Source organism: Chelativorans sp. J32, from assembly GCF_000518985.1.
In the GTDB taxonomy this organism is placed as follows: domain Bacteria; phylum Pseudomonadota; class Alphaproteobacteria; order Rhizobiales; family Rhizobiaceae; genus Chelativorans.
Genome location: NZ_JAEQ01000004.1, coordinates 196,497 through 211,218 on the forward strand (window position 1 = coordinate 196,497; position 14,722 = coordinate 211,218).

The 14,722-nt window shown below is 62.5% G+C and carries 11 protein-coding genes and 1 riboswitch; of the genes, 5 read left to right on the forward strand and 6 right to left on the reverse strand.

Annotated elements, in window-relative coordinates; translation table 11 throughout:
* Positions 1–50 precede the first annotated feature (50 nt).
* From parE to CHEJ32_RS0108295, 5 genes are all read right to left on the reverse strand, one after another.
* Entirely contained in the window at positions 51–2,099 is a 2,049-nt protein-coding gene (gene parE / locus CHEJ32_RS0108275; protein ID WP_028033452.1) for a DNA topoisomerase IV subunit B, read from the reverse strand.
* A 196-nt stretch (positions 2,100–2,295) separates the two neighbouring features.
* A complete protein-coding gene (gene gcvP / locus CHEJ32_RS0108280; RefSeq protein ID WP_028033453.1) occupies positions 2,296–5,100 on the reverse strand; it encodes an aminomethyl-transferring glycine dehydrogenase in 2,805 nt (934 codons plus the stop codon).
* A gap of 79 nt (positions 5,101–5,179) precedes the next feature.
* On the reverse strand, positions 5,180–5,548 hold the full coding sequence (gene gcvH / locus CHEJ32_RS0108285; RefSeq protein WP_028033454.1) for a glycine cleavage system protein GcvH: 369 nt from the start codon (positions 5,546–5,548) through the stop codon (positions 5,180–5,182).
* A 4-nt stretch (positions 5,549–5,552) separates the two neighbouring features.
* The gene (gcvT, locus tag CHEJ32_RS0108290) at positions 5,553–6,647 is read right to left on the reverse strand and encodes a glycine cleavage system aminomethyltransferase GcvT (protein ID WP_028033455.1); all 1,095 of its coding nucleotides are present in this window, start codon (positions 6,645–6,647) and stop codon (positions 5,553–5,555) included.
* 142 nt (positions 6,648–6,789) lie between these two features.
* A riboswitch (glycine riboswitch) is annotated at positions 6,790–6,875 on the reverse strand.
* 101 nt (positions 6,876–6,976) lie between these two features.
* A complete protein-coding gene (locus tag CHEJ32_RS0108295) occupies positions 6,977–7,474 on the reverse strand; it encodes a YaiI/YqxD family protein (RefSeq protein ID WP_051469548.1) in 498 nt (165 codons plus the stop codon).
* A gap of 115 nt (positions 7,475–7,589) precedes the next feature.
* Here CHEJ32_RS0108295 and CHEJ32_RS0108300 point away from each other — a divergent pair, with 115 nt between their 5' ends.
* Together CHEJ32_RS0108300 and CHEJ32_RS0108305 are read left to right on the forward strand one after the other, a co-directional pair.
* Positions 7,590–9,602, forward strand: coding sequence for an acetyl/propionyl/methylcrotonyl-CoA carboxylase subunit alpha (locus CHEJ32_RS0108300; RefSeq protein WP_028033457.1), 2,013 nt, complete (start codon positions 7,590–7,592; stop codon positions 9,600–9,602).
* A gap of 82 nt (positions 9,603–9,684) precedes the next feature.
* Positions 9,685–11,538 carry a monovalent cation:proton antiporter-2 (CPA2) family protein gene (locus CHEJ32_RS0108305; RefSeq protein ID WP_028033458.1) on the forward strand — a complete coding sequence of 618 codons (1,854 nt, stop codon included), beginning with the start codon at positions 9,685–9,687 and terminating at the stop codon, positions 11,536–11,538.
* Here the strand turns inward: CHEJ32_RS0108305 and CHEJ32_RS24225 are convergent.
* A complete protein-coding gene (locus CHEJ32_RS24225) occupies positions 11,535–12,803 on the reverse strand; it encodes a winged helix-turn-helix domain-containing protein (protein ID WP_051469549.1) in 1,269 nt (422 codons plus the stop codon). The genes CHEJ32_RS0108305 and CHEJ32_RS24225 overlap by 4 nt on opposite strands.
* A 363-nt stretch (positions 12,804–13,166) precedes the next feature.
* On the opposite strand from CHEJ32_RS24225, the gene CHEJ32_RS0108315 reads away from it, so the two are divergent.
* Genes CHEJ32_RS0108315 through CHEJ32_RS0108325 form a run of 3 tightly spaced genes read left to right on the forward strand, consistent with a single transcriptional unit; the run spans position 13,167 to position 14,710 of the window.
* Positions 13,167–13,532, forward strand: a complete 366-nt coding sequence (locus tag CHEJ32_RS0108315) for an NADH-quinone oxidoreductase subunit A (RefSeq protein ID WP_028033459.1) — start codon at positions 13,167–13,169, stop codon at positions 13,530–13,532.
* A complete protein-coding gene (locus tag CHEJ32_RS0108320) occupies positions 13,523–14,095 on the forward strand; it encodes an NADH-quinone oxidoreductase subunit B family protein (RefSeq protein WP_028033460.1) in 573 nt (190 codons plus the stop codon). The genes CHEJ32_RS0108315 and CHEJ32_RS0108320 overlap by 10 nt, the downstream gene beginning before the upstream one ends.
* Before the next feature lie 9 nt (positions 14,096–14,104).
* Entirely contained in the window at positions 14,105–14,710 is a 606-nt protein-coding gene (locus tag CHEJ32_RS0108325; RefSeq protein WP_028033461.1) for an NADH-quinone oxidoreductase subunit C, read from the forward strand.
* Positions 14,711–14,722: the final 12 nt, after the last annotated feature.

Sequence of the window (14,722 nt, forward strand, 5' to 3'; positions counted from 1 at the left end):
GAGAGCAGTGCAGGCGCTTGGCTATCGGTTTTTGACCCCGACCGCCCCCCCTAGATATCCAGATCTTCGACGAACTCCGCATTTTCCTGGATGAAGCGGAAACGGGCCTCGGGTTTCGTTCCCATCAGGGCATCGACTGCGCTGTTGGTGGCCTCAGGACTATCAAGGACCTCCACGCGAAGAAGCGTGCGATGTTTCGGGTCCATGGTCGTTTCCTTAAGCTGAGCCGGCATCATTTCGCCAAGGCCCTTGAAGCGGCCGATCTCGACCTTGCCCCTGCCGGTGAATTCCGTTCGCAGGAGTTCGTCCTTATGCGCGTCATCACGGGCATACATGGTCTTGCCGCCCTGGCTGATGCGGTAAAGGGGCGGCACGGCCAGAAAGAGATGGCCGTTCGTGATGAGCTGCGGCATCTCCTGATAAAAGAAGGTGATGAGCAGCGAAGCGATATGCGCGCCGTCGACGTCGGCGTCCGTCATGATGATCACGCGCTCGTAGCGTAGGTCGTCTTCCCGGTATTTGGAACGCGTGCCGCAACCGAGCGCCTGGATGAGGTCGGTGATCGTCTGATTGGCGGCAAGCTTGCCCGATCCGGCGCTGGCGACGTTAAGGATCTTGCCGCGCAAGGGAAGGACGGCCTGGGTGGCGCGATCGCGTGCCTGCTTGGCCGAGCCACCGGCGGAATCTCCCTCGACGATGAAGATCTCGGCACCGGCTGCAGCGCCCACCGTGCAGTCTGCGAGTTTGCCGGGCAGGCGCAGCTTGCGCACCGCGGACTTGCGGCTCACCTCTTTTTCCTGCCGGCGCTTTAAGCGCTCGTCTGCGCGCGCGATCACCCAGTCCAGCAGCTTCGAGGCCTCGGCCGGATTGTCGGCGAGCCAATGGTCGAACGGGTCGCGGACCGCGTTCTCGACGATCCGCATGGCAGCGGCGGTGGCGAGCTTGTCCTTCGTCTGGCCGACGAATTCCGGTTCGCGCACGAAGACCGAGAGCATGCCGGCGGCCGAGATCATCACATCCTCGGCTGTGACGATGGAGGCGCGCTTGTTGCCGGTAAGATCGGCATAGCCGCGCAGGCCCCTCAGAAGCGCGTTACGGAAGCCCTGTTCATGAGTGCCGCCCTCAGGCGTTGGAATCGTATTGCAGTAGGAGTTGAGGAAGGCGTCGCCGCCATACCAGGTGACCGCCCATTCCACGGCACCATGGCCGCCTTGTTTCTCGCTCTTGCCGGCGAAAACTTCCTTCGTGACCTGGAACTCGCCGTCGATGCTCGCGGCGAGGTAATCTTTGAGGCCACCCGGGAAATGGAAGACAGCTTTTTCGGGGGTCTCGTCCTTTTCCTTGATGAGCGAGGGGGCACAATTCCAGCGAATCTCGACGCCGCCGAAGAGATAGGCCTTGGAGCGCGTCATCCGGTAGAGGCGGGCGGGCTCAAATTTGGCGTCGGCGCCGAAAATCTGCGGGTCGGGCTTAAAGCGCGTGCGCGTGCCGCGGCGGTTGTGAACCTCCCCCACATTTTCAAGCGGCCCCAGCGGGTGCCCGCGCGAAAAACGCTGGCGGTACAGCTGGCGCCCGCGCGCCACCTCCACTTCGAGCGATTCCGACAAGGCGTTGACGACCGAAACGCCGACGCCGTGCAGGCCGCCCGAGGTTTCGTAGACCTTGGAATCGAATTTGCCGCCCGAATGGAGCGTCGTCATGATCACTTCAAGGGCGGACTTGTTCTTGAACTTGGGGTGCGGATCGATCGGAATGCCGCGGCCATTGTCAGTGACCGTGAGGAAGCCGTCCTCGGAAAGATCGACCTCGATGAAGGTCGCGTGGCCGGCCACGGCTTCGTCCATGGAGTTGTCGATCACCTCGGCGAAGAGATGATGCAGGGCCTTGTCGTCCGTGCCGCCAATATACATGCCGGGGCGCCGTCGCACCGGCTCCAGGCCCTCCAGAACCTCAATGTCCGCCGCGCTGTAGCTGTCGCTCCCGTCACGCGCCTGGGAAGGGGCGCGCTGCGGCTTGCTCGCCGCGATGGGATCCGGCTGCTTGATCCGCTCAGCGCTGGAGGAGCCAAGCGTTCCAAAGAGGTCGTTGCTATCGTCCATCGAAAGTCTTCTTCCCCATGCGCGCCCACGAATCACATCGAGTTTGCCATGGATTTCATGGCAAAGCGAAGGCCCGTTCCGGTTCCGTTCGGTAGTTGTGAACGGCTCTTATCGGAAGAACCGCCGTTAGCCAACCCGATAATGCGGCGCATTCCTTAACGGAGTGCACCGCATTTGTTAACCTTTCGGGTGGCGATCAGCTGGCGAGCGCTTCGATGGGTGGGCAGGCGCAGACAAGGTTACGGTCGCCGGCGACATTGTCGACCCGGGAGACCGGCGGCCAGTATTTTGCTGCCCAGTCCATGCTGCCCGAGGGGAAGGCTGCGTCCGTGCGGGTATAGGGATGCGTCCAATTTTCCGCCGTTAACTCAGCCGCCGTATGGGGAGCGTTGACGAGCGGATTGTCGTCCTTCGGCCACTCGCCCCTCTCCACGCGCCGGGCTTCCTCGGCGATGGAGATCATCGCGTCGCAGAAGCGGTCTATCTCGCCCTTAGGCTCCGATTCCGTTGGTTCCACCATGAGTGTCCCGGCCACAGGCCAGGACATGGTGGGGGCATGGAAACCGTAGTCGATGAGGCGCTTCGCAATGTCTTCCACCGTGATCCCTGCGCGATCTTTGAGAACGCGGGTGTCCAGGATGCATTCATGCGCGACGCGCCCGTTGCGGCCCTTGTAGAGCACCGGATAGTGAGCCTTGAGCCGCTCGGCGATGTAGTTGGCGTTGAGGATCGCCATCTCGGTCGCACGTTTCAGGCCGGCGGCGCCCATCATGCGGATATACATCCAGGTGATGGGCAGGATCGAGGCGCTGCCGAAGGGGGCTGCCGCAACCGCATCGCCGGACCCGAGCTCCACATGGCCGGGCAGGAACGGTTTCAGGTGCTCCTTCACGCCGATCGGGCCGATACCGGGGCCTCCGCCGCCATGGGGAATGCAGAACGTCTTGTGCAGGTTCATGTGGCAGACGTCGGCACCCAGATCGCCGGGCCGCGCGAGGCCCACCAGCGCGTTCAGGTTCGCTCCGTCGAGATAGACCTGCCCGCCATGCTCATGAATGACCGCGCACATGTCGCGCACACCCTCCTCGAACACGCCATGGGTAGAGGGATAGGTGATCATCAGGGCGGCAAGCCGCGTCGCATGCTCGGCGGCCTTCGCCTTGAGGTCCTCCACATCGATATCGCCATCATCCGTGCAACGGACAACCACGACCCTCATGCCCGCCATCGCGGCGGAGGCGGGATTGGTGCCGTGAGCTGACGAAGGAATGAGGCAGACATCGCGATGGCCTTCGCCACGCTCGCGGAAATAGCGGCGGATGGCGAGCAGCCCGGCATACTCGCCCTGACTGCCCGCATTGGGCTGCAGCGAGACGGCGTGGAAGCCGGTGATTTCCGCCAGCCAACCCTCAAGTTCGTGGATCATGCGGCGGAAGCCCACCGTGTGCTCCTCGGGCGCGAAGGGGTGTAGCCCGTTCACCTCGGGCCAGCTCACCGGCATCATTTCCGCCGCCGCATTGAGCTTCATGGTGCAGGAGCCGAGCGGGATCATGGCCCGGTCGAGCGCCAGATCCTTGTCGGCCAGCCTGCGCAGGAAGCGCATCATCTCCGTTTCCGAACGATGTTCGTGGAACACGGGCTGGGTGAGGAAATGTTGGCCGCGGGGCGCAGCCGCCGCGAGCGTGGCAGCTTCGGATGGGACGGAAATGCCGAAGAGGGAGGCGATCGCCTGAAGATCCGCTTCTGTGGAGGTCTCGTCGAAGGCGACGCCGATGCGATCCGCGTCGATGACGCGAAGCAGCCGACCCGACTTCTCGGCTTCCGCCGCGATGGCTTCGGTCCTGCCCGGAACACTGACCGTGATCGTGTCGAAGATCTTCTCACCTGCGAGCTTCAGTCCGGCGGCTTTGAGCCCGGCATGGAGGCGGGCGGCAAGCCCGTGAACATGCGTAGCGATGGCCTTCAGCCCCTCGGGTCCGTGCCAGACGGCGTAGGCTGCTGCCATATTGGCGAGCAGCGCCTGCGCGGTGCAGATATTGGAAGTCGCCTTATCGCGGCGGATATGCTGCTCGCGCGTTTGCAGGGCGAGGCGGTAACCGGGACGGCCATGGGCATCCACGGATTGGCCGACGAGACGGCCCGGCATGAGGCGCGTGAGCCGATCCGAGACGGCGCAATAGGCAGCATGTGGCCCGCCGAATCCCATGGGAACACCGAAACGCTGCATCGAACCCACCGCGATCTCCGCGCCAAGGCTTGCCGGCGTTTCGCTAAGGAGCAGTCCCAGCGGATCGGCCACGAAGATGACGATGATGTCCTTTGTCTTCGCCTCGCGGATGAGGGCGGAATGATCATGATAGACGCCATAGGTGTCCGCCCATGGAATGACGAGAGCGAACGTATCGCTGTCGAGCTGGCCATTGGCGGCGATCTCGATCCCGAGCGGCTCGGCACGCGTCTTCACCACATCCTGGGTTTGCGGGTTCAAGGCACCCGCAATCACCAGCCTGTTGCGGCTGCTGCGATGGTGGCGCCAGGCAATCCCGACAGCCTCCGCCGCAGCAGTGGCTTCGTCCAACAGGGAGGCGGAGGCGACGGGAAGGCCCGTCAATTCCGTCACCAGCGTCTGGAAATGAAAGAGCATCTCCAGACGTCCCTGGCTGATCTCCGATTGGTACGGCGTATAGGCCGTGTACCAGGCCGGGTTCTCAAAGAGATTGCGCTGGATGACCGGCGGCACGTGGCAGCCATGATAGCCTGCGCCGATGAAGCTCTTCAGAACCTTGTTGTCCCGCATATGCGCTTGCAGCTCGGCAAGCGCCTCGGCCTCGCTCGCCGGCGGCGGCAGGTCGAGCGCGCGGTCAAGTCGAATCGAGTTCGGCACGGCCTGGCTGATCAGCGTCTCCAGCGAGGGCAGCCCCAGCGATGCGAGCATCGCCTTGGTTTCATCGGCACGGGGGCCGATATGGCGGGCGGAAAAGGGGGCGGTAGAAGACGTCATGAGATGTTTCCTATTCGCAGATGCGCCTCATGGGGAACCGGGAGATAAGGGCGATCTGCTCCATTTCTTCTATATGGGGCTAGGCGATGCTCGCCTTATAGGCGGCTTCGTCCATCAGGCCTTCGAGCTCGCTTTCGTCGGCAAGCTTCATCTTCCATAGCCAGCCGTCACCCATCGCTGAGCTGTTGACGAGGGCAGGCTCGCTGGAAAGCGCCTGGTTCACCTCCGTCACTTCACCGTCGACAGGAGCGTAGACATCGGAGGCCGCCTTGACGGATTCGACGACCACGGCGGTGTCGCCTTTTTTGAGGGCCTTGCCCACTTCCGGCAATTCGACAAACACCAGGTCACCAAGCTGTTCCTGGGCGTAGTCGGTGATGCCCACGGTCGCCGTGCCGTCCTCAACACGGAGCCATTCGTGGTCGGACGTGAAATAGGTCTTGCTCATCTTGTTATCCTTTGCGGTAGCGATGGGGCGTGAAGGGAAGGGCGTAAATGGCGACCGGCAGCCGGTTTTCGCGAACCTGCGCCTCGAGCATCGTGCCGGACTCGCGGTAGGCGGGGGCGACATAGCCCATGGCGATGGGATAACCGGCGGACGGGCCGAAGCCGCCGGATGTTACCTGGCCTACAATTTCGCCCTTTTCGTTCAGGAGCTTGGCGCCGGCGCGGATAGGCTGGCGCCCTTCCGGCTTGAGGCCGACGCGCACGTGGCGGGGACCTTCGGCGATGATGCGTCGCAACGCGTCCGCTCCGACGAAGTCTCCGGCTTCGCGCAGCTTCTTCGGAATGGCCCAAAGGATGGCTGCGCTTACCGGGTCGGTGTCCTCGTCCAGGTCCTGACCGTGCAAACAAAGCCCAGCTTCCAGCCGAAGACTGTCGCGCGCAGCAAGGCCGATCCACATGACACGGTCGTCCGCAAGAAGCTTCTCGGCAAAATTCCGCGCTTCCTCTGGAGGCAGCGCGATTTCGAATCCATCTTCGCCGGTGTAGCCGGAGCGCGCCGCGAACCAGTTTTCGCGTGGTTCCGCGGCGGTCATGAAGGTGAGGTCGGTAAGGTCCAGGCCTGCGCCGACCAGCACGCTTTCTGCCTCCGGGCCTTGCAAGGCGAGAAGGACGCGATCCAGAGCCTCGATCGCCACATCGAAGTCACCTGCGATGGCGCGGAAATGAGCCTCATCCTTTGCGGCATTCCCGGCATTGGCCACCACCATGAAGCGGTCCGGGCCGAGCCGGGTGACGATCAGATCGTCGATGATGCCGGCATTCTCATTGAGGAGGATCGTGTATTTCGACGTGCCCGGCTGCAACGCAGCCGCATCCAACGGACAAGCGCGGGAAAGGAAGGCGGCGGCATCTTTTCCTTCCATCGCAAAAAGCTGCATGTGGGAGATATCGAAAAGGCCCGCCTCTTGCCGGGTATGAAGATGCTCCTTCATCACGCCTGCGGGATAGGTAAGCGGCATGCGCCAGCCAGCGAAGGCGCCGAAGCGCGCGCCCGCTTCCTCATGCAGGGATTCGAGTGGAAGATGTTTCAGGTCGCTCATCAGGCCTCCAAAGCTGCACCGACGCTGCTTGCGCAACGCATCCGTGCCCCTCTGTCGGAAGCCTGAGAGACTCGCGCACCGGACCTATCGGCAGCGCTTACACCTTCGGCGCGGGGAATATCCCCGACTTTCCAGAGCGTCTAACCCGTCCGCGGTTCTTTTGCCTGAGAGATTTCGGGCGATTTCCCCTTCGGCGGCAGCGTCGCTGCTCTCTCCCACGGACAGGCAGGATTTCTCCTGCGACGTGGCGATACCTAGCGCAGCCGCATCGCTTTGTCACCTGCCTGCATGCAATGTCGGAACACTTCTTTGTGGGGGATCCTTATGCCTCAGCTTTGGCGTAAGGCGCGGCGAGCCGCTGCTTCCAATGCCTGGAGAAAAGCGCTGCGATCCTTGGCGGTGAAACCGGGATTGTAGCCCTTGATCTCACCCGCCTCCCGCAGATCCTGCTTCAGGTTCCGCATGGCGACGTCCATGCCAATGCTTTCTCGGGTAAAGGAACGTCCTGTCGGCCCAAGCACCTGCAGGTGCTTCTCGACCAGTCTTGCGGCGAGAGGAACATCGGCGGTGACCGCGATATCGCCGGCAGACGCATTTTCAACGATCCAATCATCGGCCGCGTCGGCCTTTCCGGGAACCACGACATGGCGAATCATCGGATCTCGGGAGGGACGCAGTCCACCATTCGAGACAAAGACGACAGGCAAGCCGTGGCGCGCGGCAACGCGCGTGACCTCTTCTTTAACGGGGCAGGCATCGGCATCGACATAGATTGTGGGCACGCGTGTTCTCCTGCCGGGCAGCCGAACGGATCGAATCGACCCCATGTACGGTGCGAGCGCCGCGAATGAAATAGCGACGGCGATTGTGCGACCGAACGCACCCGCTTGAGGACTGTGTTGTGAAACCATAGAAAGGATTGTCCGGGAGGGGAAACTCCGCATGTTCAAGAAGATACTCATTGCCAATCGTGGCGAGATCGCCTGCCGGGTGATCAAGACCGCCCGCCGGATGGGGATCGCAACGGTCGCCATCTATTCGGAGGCTGATGCGGACGCGGTGCATGTGGAGATGGCCGATGAGGCGGTGGCGATCGGACCGGCGCCTGCGAGCCAGAGCTACCTCGTGGCGGACAGGATCATTGCCGCCTGCAAAGAGACCGGCGCCGAGGCCGTGCATCCGGGTTATGGCTTTCTTTCGGAGAACGCGGATTTCTGTGAGAGACTGGAGGCGGAGGGGATCGTCTTCATTGGTCCGAAGCCCAAGGCGATCCGCGCGATGGGCGATAAGATCACCTCGAAGAAGATCGCGGCCCAGGCGGGCGTGTCCACCGTGCCCGGTTTCATGGGCCTGATCAAAGATGCCGCGCACGCGGCAAGGATCGCCGCCGAGATCGGCTATCCGGTGATGATCAAGGCGTCAGCCGGGGGTGGCGGCAAAGGCATGCGCGTCGCGGGAAACGACGTGGAGGCCCGCGAGGGATTCGAGCGGTCGCGCTCGGAGGCTGCCTCGTCCTTCGGCGACGACCGCATCTTCATCGAGAAGTTCATAGAGGAGCCGCGCCATATCGAAATCCAGGTGCTGGCGGATGCCTTCGGCAACTTCATCCATCTGGGCGAGCGCGAATGCTCGATCCAGCGACGCAACCAGAAGGTCGTTGAAGAGGCGCCGTCACCCTTCCTCGATGAGGCGACGCGTCAGGCCATGGGTTCGCAGGCCGTGGCGCTCGCCAAGGCTGTGGACTACCAGAGCGCGGGTACGGTGGAGTTCATCGTCGATCGCAATCGGAATTTCTATTTCCTGGAAATGAACACAAGGCTGCAGGTGGAGCATCCGGTGACGGAGCTCGTGACCGGCATCGATCTCGTCGAGCAGATGATTCGCATTGCGGCAGGTGAAAGACTGCAAATCACCCAGGAAGAGGTGAAGCTCGAAGGGTGGGCGATCGAGAGCCGGCTTTATGCCGAGGACCCGACCCGCAACTTCCTTCCCTCGATCGGCCGGCTTGCGCGTTACCGCCCGCCGGCGGAAGGCCGATACGGCAGCATTGTGGTGCGTAACGACACCGGCGTGGCCGAAGGGTCGGAGATCTCGATGTTTTATGACCCGATGATCGCCAAGCTCTGCGCCCACGCGCCGGACCGCCCAGGCGCAATCGATGCGATGGCCGCGGCGCTCGACCGGTTCGTTATCGATGGAATCGCACACAATATCCCTTTTCTCGCGGCGCTCATGCGCCACCCTCGCTGGCGCGAAGGACGGCTATCGACGGCCTTCATCGCGGAGGAATATCCCGAGGGGTTTTCGATCCCGCGGGCCGGGAAAACCGAGCGCGCCGTGTTCTGCGCCGTGGCGCTCGCCATCGAGCTGATCCGACGCGACCGGCTCGACCGCTTGCCCGGACGGCTGGGACCGCATTCAGGCGATCTCCGGCGTGACTGGGTGGTAAAACTCGATCAGGATTATGTACCGGTCTCGCTGGTGGAAGGAATGATCTCCATTCCGGCCGAACTGGACGTCTCGATCGAGGGCGCCCCTCCTGTCACGCTCACTTCTTCATGGCGTCCGGGTGAGCCGATCTGGGAAGGCCGCATCGGCCGAAGGGAAATCGCAGTGCAGGTTCGTCCGGTGCTGAACGGTTATGAGCTTTCCTGGCAGGGTGTGGCCTCCGTGGCGAAAATGATGACGCCGCGCGTCGCCGAACTTGACCGGCTCATGCCGGAACGCGCGACGCCGGATACATCCAAGAAGCTGCTTTGCCCCATGCCGGGCCTCGTGGTCTCCATTGCGGTAAAGGAGGGGCAAGAGGTGAAGGCGGGAGAGGTGCTTGCCGTGGTCGAGGCCATGAAGATGGAAAATGTGCTGCGCGCCGAACGCGATTGCACCATCGCGGCGATCAACGCCGGACCCGGCGACAGCCTGGCCGTCGACGCCGTCATCATGGAATTCGCCTGAAGGCCGCGCTCGTTTCTCCGTTTTCAGGAAGGCCGTGAGGCCTTAAAACAAGGCAGCATCCCTCAAGCAAGAGGAACGATCCATGGCGGGTGAAGCGGCACACGGGGTTGACCTCGTTCCGGTGGTGGTGCTGCTCACGGCAGGCGTGGTGGCCGTACCGCTCTTCAAGCGTTTCGGGCTCGATTCCGTGCTCGGCTATCTGGCGGCCGGGCTCGTGATCGGGCCGTTCGGGCTCGGGCTGTTCACCGACGCCGGTTCCATCATCAGCGTCGCCGAGCTCGGCGTGGTGATGTTCCTTTTTATTATCGGGCTGGAGATGCAGCCTTCTCGCCTGTGGAGCCTCAGGCGGGAGATCCTCGGCCTGGGGGTGCTCCAGGTCGTCGCCTGCGGCGTGCTGCTTACCGGTGCCGGCATCGCATTCGGCTATTCGGCCGCTGCCGCCTTCGTGTTCGGCATGGGCTTCGTGCTAACTTCGACGGCAATCGTGTTCCAGATCCTCAACGAGCGCGGAGAGCTTTCGACGCCGAGGGGCCAGCGCATCGTTGCGATCCTGCTGCTCGAGGACATGGCGATCGTGCCATTGCTTGCCTTTGTCGCCTTCATCGCGCCCGGGCAGGTATCCGCCGATGGCGGCTCGGGCCTTGTGCAGATCGCAATTGCGCTCGGCGTGCTTGGCGCCCTCGTTCTGACCGGGCGCTTTCTCCTCAATCCCATGTTTGGCATCCTGGCCCAGGCCGGCGCCCGCGAGGTGATGACGGGCGCTGCATTGCTGGTGGTGCTTGGCGCCGCGCTCGCCATGCAACTCGGCGGCCTCTCAATGGCGATGGGTGCGTTCCTTGCCGGCGTGCTTCTTTCCGAAAGCTCGTTCCGGCATCAGCTGGAGGCCGATATCGAGCCGTTCCGAGGCCTCCTCCTCGGTCTTTTCTTCCTGGGGGTCGGCATGGCCCTCGACCTGAGCGTAGTGGCTCGGAATCTCGGGCTGGTCGTGCTCGCGGTCACGGCCTTCATGATCCTGAAGGGATTGGGTATTTATGCCGTTGCGAGGCTTCTGAAAACCACACATGAAGAGGCCGTGGAACGCGCCACGCTGATGGCACAAGGCGGCGAGTTCGCCTTCGTACTCTATTCGGCAGCCGCCTCTGTCGGGATCATCGATGCACCGACAAACGCCATCTTCACCTCGACGGTCATTATTTCGATGGTGCTCACGCCCTTCATCAGCATGGTCGCGCGTCGTCTTCAGCCCCGACCCGCCCCATCCATGGAAGGCGTGGAGGCTCCCGATGGGCTTTCCGGCAATGTGCTGATCATCGGTTTCGGCCGCTTCGGCCAGATTGTTAGCCAACCGCTGCTAGCGCGCGGCTTTGACGTCTCGACCATCGATACGGATGTCGAAATGATCCAGGCCGCGGCGACCTTCGGTTTCAAGGTGTATTATGGCGACGGCACGCGCCTCGACATCTTGCATGCGGCGGGCGTCGGACATGCCCAGGCGGTCCTCGTCTGCGTCAACGACCCGGACACGGCTATCCGCATCACCGAACTGGTGAAGGCGGAATTTCCGTTTGTGCCAGTGCTGGCCCGAGCGTTCGATCGGGGAACGTCCTTAAGTCTCATCAAGGCAGGTGTGGATTACCAGATCCGCGAAACGGTCGAATCGGCCTTCGCCTTCGGTCAGGCAACGCTCAGAAAGCTCGGAGTTCCGGAGATGGACACGGCCGAGATCATGGAGGATGTGCGCCGGCGCGACGCGGAGCGGCTGGAGTTGCAAGTCGCAGGCGGGCTTTATGCCGGTTCGCAGCTTCTCCGCGGCAATCAGCCGGTACCGACACCGCTTACCCAGCCCCGCCGGGCAGGCCGGGCCGGTAACCCGGAAACGGCCGCGGTGCTCGACCAAGCGCCTTCCGGCGATGGCAAACAGCCGCAGGCGAGCTAGGCTTCCTCGTCCATTTCCGGCTGAAGCGCTTGTTCTTCGGGCGCTGGCTCTCGCATGCCGACATTTCCCGCTTTTGCCAAAGACGCTGCGAAGTTGCCGCTACGGGAAACCTCCACCTTCTCCAGTCCCAGCCATTCGGCCATCGCGTTGAGCGAGCGCCAAAGCTCCGGCGCGGTCTCGGAAGGCGCACCAGTTTCTGCGTGGGCAGCTTGAACGCGCAACGTGCCGTTCTGGCGGTCGGCCTTGAGATCGACGCGGGCGACGATGCTCTCGCCGAGGAGGAAAGGATACACGTAATAGCCGTAAACCCGCTTGTGCGCGGGCGTGTAGATCTCGATCCGGTAGCGGAAGTCGAAAAGCCGTTCGGTGCGCGAGCGCTCCCAGATGAGTGGATCGAAGGGAGCGAGGAGCGCCCGTGCCTCGATCTTGCGCGGCAACCGAGCGTCCCGATGCATATAGGCCTTCTGCGGCCAGCCGCTGACGGTGACCGGCAGCAATGTGCCTTCCTCGACCAGTTCCTCGATGCGCGGATAGGCATCTTGCGGCGAGAGGCGGAAATAGTCACGTAGATCGCTCGCCGTCGCAACGCCCAGCGCCCGGGCGGAAATATCGATCAACTTGCGTTGGGCATTCTCGGGGGAAGGCGTGGGTGCCTCGTGAACTGACCTTGGCAGGACGCGTTCGGGCAGGTCATAAAGCCTCTCGAAGCTTGCGCGCCGCGAGTGGGTTGTGATGAAACCGGCCCAGAAAAGCCATTCGAGCGCGCGCTTCGCATCACTCCACTGCCACCAGCCCGATGTGCCCTTATGGCCTTCTATATCCGAGGCGGCCAAGGGCCCGCGTTCCACAACCTCGGCAAAGACCTGCTCGATGAACTCCCGCTGCTCGCGGCCGAAGCGTGCGAGCCCGCCGTAAATGCCGACGCCTTCCCGCGCACGTTCCATGCGCCAGCGCATGAGCGGTTGGGTTTCCACAGGCAGGAGCGAGGCTTCATGCGCCCAGTATTCGAAAAGCACACGCGGCTTCCGGGCAGCCGCGCGGTCGATGAGGTCGGCGGGGTAGGGGCCGAGGCGGGAAAAGAGCGGCATATAATGCGCGCGCGCTGCCACGTTGACGGAGTCGATCTGGAACATGCCGGTGCGCCCGAGGACGCGAGAGAGATGCCGCCGCTCTATGGTGCCCGTCGGCAGCCTGTCGGCAAAACCCTGCGCCCAAAGGGCGATCCGGCGCACCTCTTTTATCGTCAGCTTTTCACGTGGCTTCATTCGCTCGGATGTCCTGTTGGCTTGGGCGAAGGTAGAGCCCCCGCTTCCCCCGCGCCACCCGGTTTGTGGAATGGCGGTTGGACTCCTGACATTTTTCGCCGGGGCCAGCGGCGCCGCACTTCAAATGTGTTTTCAGCCTCCCTAAATGCCGGGCATGGTCAGCATGCGGGGGTGCGCGAGGATTCCTGAGAAAATCCTGCAGCGGTACCGAAGGCCTCACTTGGGCCAAGGTTTGACTTGCTTCACCGGACCGGCTGCGCTAACCCTCGCCGCGGTGCAACAAGGGCTTGCCGCGCTGCTTATAAGCCGGCGTCGCACGTGCCCGGTACGGAGCCTGCTGGTCGGGCAACGGAAAGTCGGAAAATGAACGATCTTTTGAGTTCATATCTACCAGTCATCATCTTCATGGGCGTGGCGCTGGCAATCTGCCTCGTGCTCATCGTCACCCCATTCATCATTGCCTACAGGAACCCGGATCCGGAAAAGCTGTCGGCTTATGAATGCGGCTTCAACGCCTTTGATGACGCTCGCATGAAGTTCGATGTGCGCTTCTACCTGGTCGCGATCCTCTTCATCATCTTTGATCTCGAGGTCGCCTTCCTGTTCCCCTGGGCGGTGTCTTTCGGCGAAATCGGCTGGCTCGGTTTCTGGTCGATGATGATCTTCCTCGGCGTGCTGACCATCGGCTTCATCTATGAATGGAAGAAGGGAGCGCTGGAATGGGATTGAACGACACCCTTGTCGCGCCCAAGCCCCGCGGCATCATAGACCCCAATACGGGCAATCCGGTCGGGGCGGATGATCCGTTCTACGGCGCCATCAATGACGAGCTGTCCGACAAGGGTTTTTTGGTCACCTCGTCGGAGGCGCTGATCACCTGGGCGCGCACCGGCTCGCTCATGTGGATGACCTTCGGCCTTGCCTGCTGCGCCGTGGAAATGATGCACACTTCCATGCCGCGCTACGACGCCGAGCGCTTCGGTATCGCGCCGCGCGCGAGCCCCCGTCAGTCCGACGTGATGATCGTGGCCGGTACGCTGACCAACAAGATGGCCCCGGCGCTGCGCAAGGTTTACGACCAGATGCCCGAGCCGCGCTACGTCATCTCGATGGGCTCCTGCGCCAATGGCGGCGGCTACTACCACTATTCCTATTCGGTGGTGCGGGGCTGCGACCGCATCGTTCCGGTGGACATCTATGTTCCCGGCTGCCCGCCCACCGCGGAAGCGCTGCTCTACGGCATTCTTCTTCTGCAGAAGAAGATCCGCCGCACCGGCACCATCGAGCGCTAGGGAAACGACATGAGTGAAGAAGCGCTGAAGGACCTTGCTGGCTATATCAAGGAAAAGCTCGACGGCCGCGTTCAAGATTGGATCGTGGCCTATGGCGAGTTGACCCTTTTCATCGAGCCGGGCGACATCCTCGATGTGCTGACGTTCCTTAAGAGCGACGTCCAGTGTCAATTCTTCGCCTTCATCGATATATCCGGTGCGGATTATCCGGCGCGCGAGAAGCGCTTCGAAGTGGTCTACCACCTGCTCTCGCCGCGGCAAAACCAGCGCATCCGGATCAAGGTGTCGACAGACGAGGATACGCCGATCCCTTCCGCGGTGGAGGTGTTCCCGGCCGCCAATTGGTACGAGCGTGAGATCTATGATCTTTACGGCGTGCTCTTTTCGGATCATCCGGACCTGCGCCGCATCCTCACGGACTATGGGTTTGAAGGGCATCCCCTGCGCAAGGATTTCCCGCTGACGGGCTTTGTCGAGGTCCGCTACGACGATGAGGCCAAGCGGGTGATCTACGAGCCGGTGAACCTGCGCCAGGAATTCCGCAATTTCGATTTTCTCTCCCCATGGGAAGGCACGGATTACGTGCTGCCGGGGGACGAGAAAGCCAAGCAGTGATCGGGAAGGTGG

What these genes read in the sequence shown, in the direction of transcription:
- CHEJ32_RS0108320 (WP_028033460.1), top strand. Translation starts at nt 13,523, where the DNA reads ATGGGATTGAACGACACCCTTGTCGCGCCCAAGCCCCGCGGCATCATA.
- CHEJ32_RS0108295 (WP_051469548.1), bottom strand. Translation starts at nt 7,474, where the DNA reads ATGGGGTCGATTCGATCCGTTCGGCTGCCCGGCAGGAGAACACGCGTG.
- CHEJ32_RS24225 (WP_051469549.1), bottom strand. Translation starts at nt 12,803, where the DNA reads ATGAAGCCACGTGAAAAGCTGACGATAAAAGAGGTGCGCCGGATCGCC.
- CHEJ32_RS0108305 (WP_028033458.1), top strand. Translation starts at nt 9,685, where the DNA reads ATGGCGGGTGAAGCGGCACACGGGGTTGACCTCGTTCCGGTGGTGGTG.
- parE (WP_028033452.1), bottom strand. Translation starts at nt 2,099, where the DNA reads ATGGACGATAGCAACGACCTCTTTGGAACGCTTGGCTCCTCCAGCGCT.
- gcvH (WP_028033454.1), bottom strand. Translation starts at nt 5,548, where the DNA reads ATGAGCAAGACCTATTTCACGTCCGACCACGAATGGCTCCGTGTTGAG.
- gcvT (WP_028033455.1), bottom strand. Translation starts at nt 6,647, where the DNA reads ATGAGCGACCTGAAACATCTTCCACTCGAATCCCTGCATGAGGAAGCG.
- CHEJ32_RS0108315 (WP_028033459.1), top strand. Translation starts at nt 13,167, where the DNA reads ATGAACGATCTTTTGAGTTCATATCTACCAGTCATCATCTTCATGGGC.
- CHEJ32_RS0108300 (WP_028033457.1), top strand. Translation starts at nt 7,590, where the DNA reads ATGTTCAAGAAGATACTCATTGCCAATCGTGGCGAGATCGCCTGCCGG.
- CHEJ32_RS0108325 (WP_028033461.1), top strand. Translation starts at nt 14,105, where the DNA reads ATGAGTGAAGAAGCGCTGAAGGACCTTGCTGGCTATATCAAGGAAAAG.
- gcvP (WP_028033453.1), bottom strand. Translation starts at nt 5,100, where the DNA reads ATGACGTCTTCTACCGCCCCCTTTTCCGCCCGCCATATCGGCCCCCGT.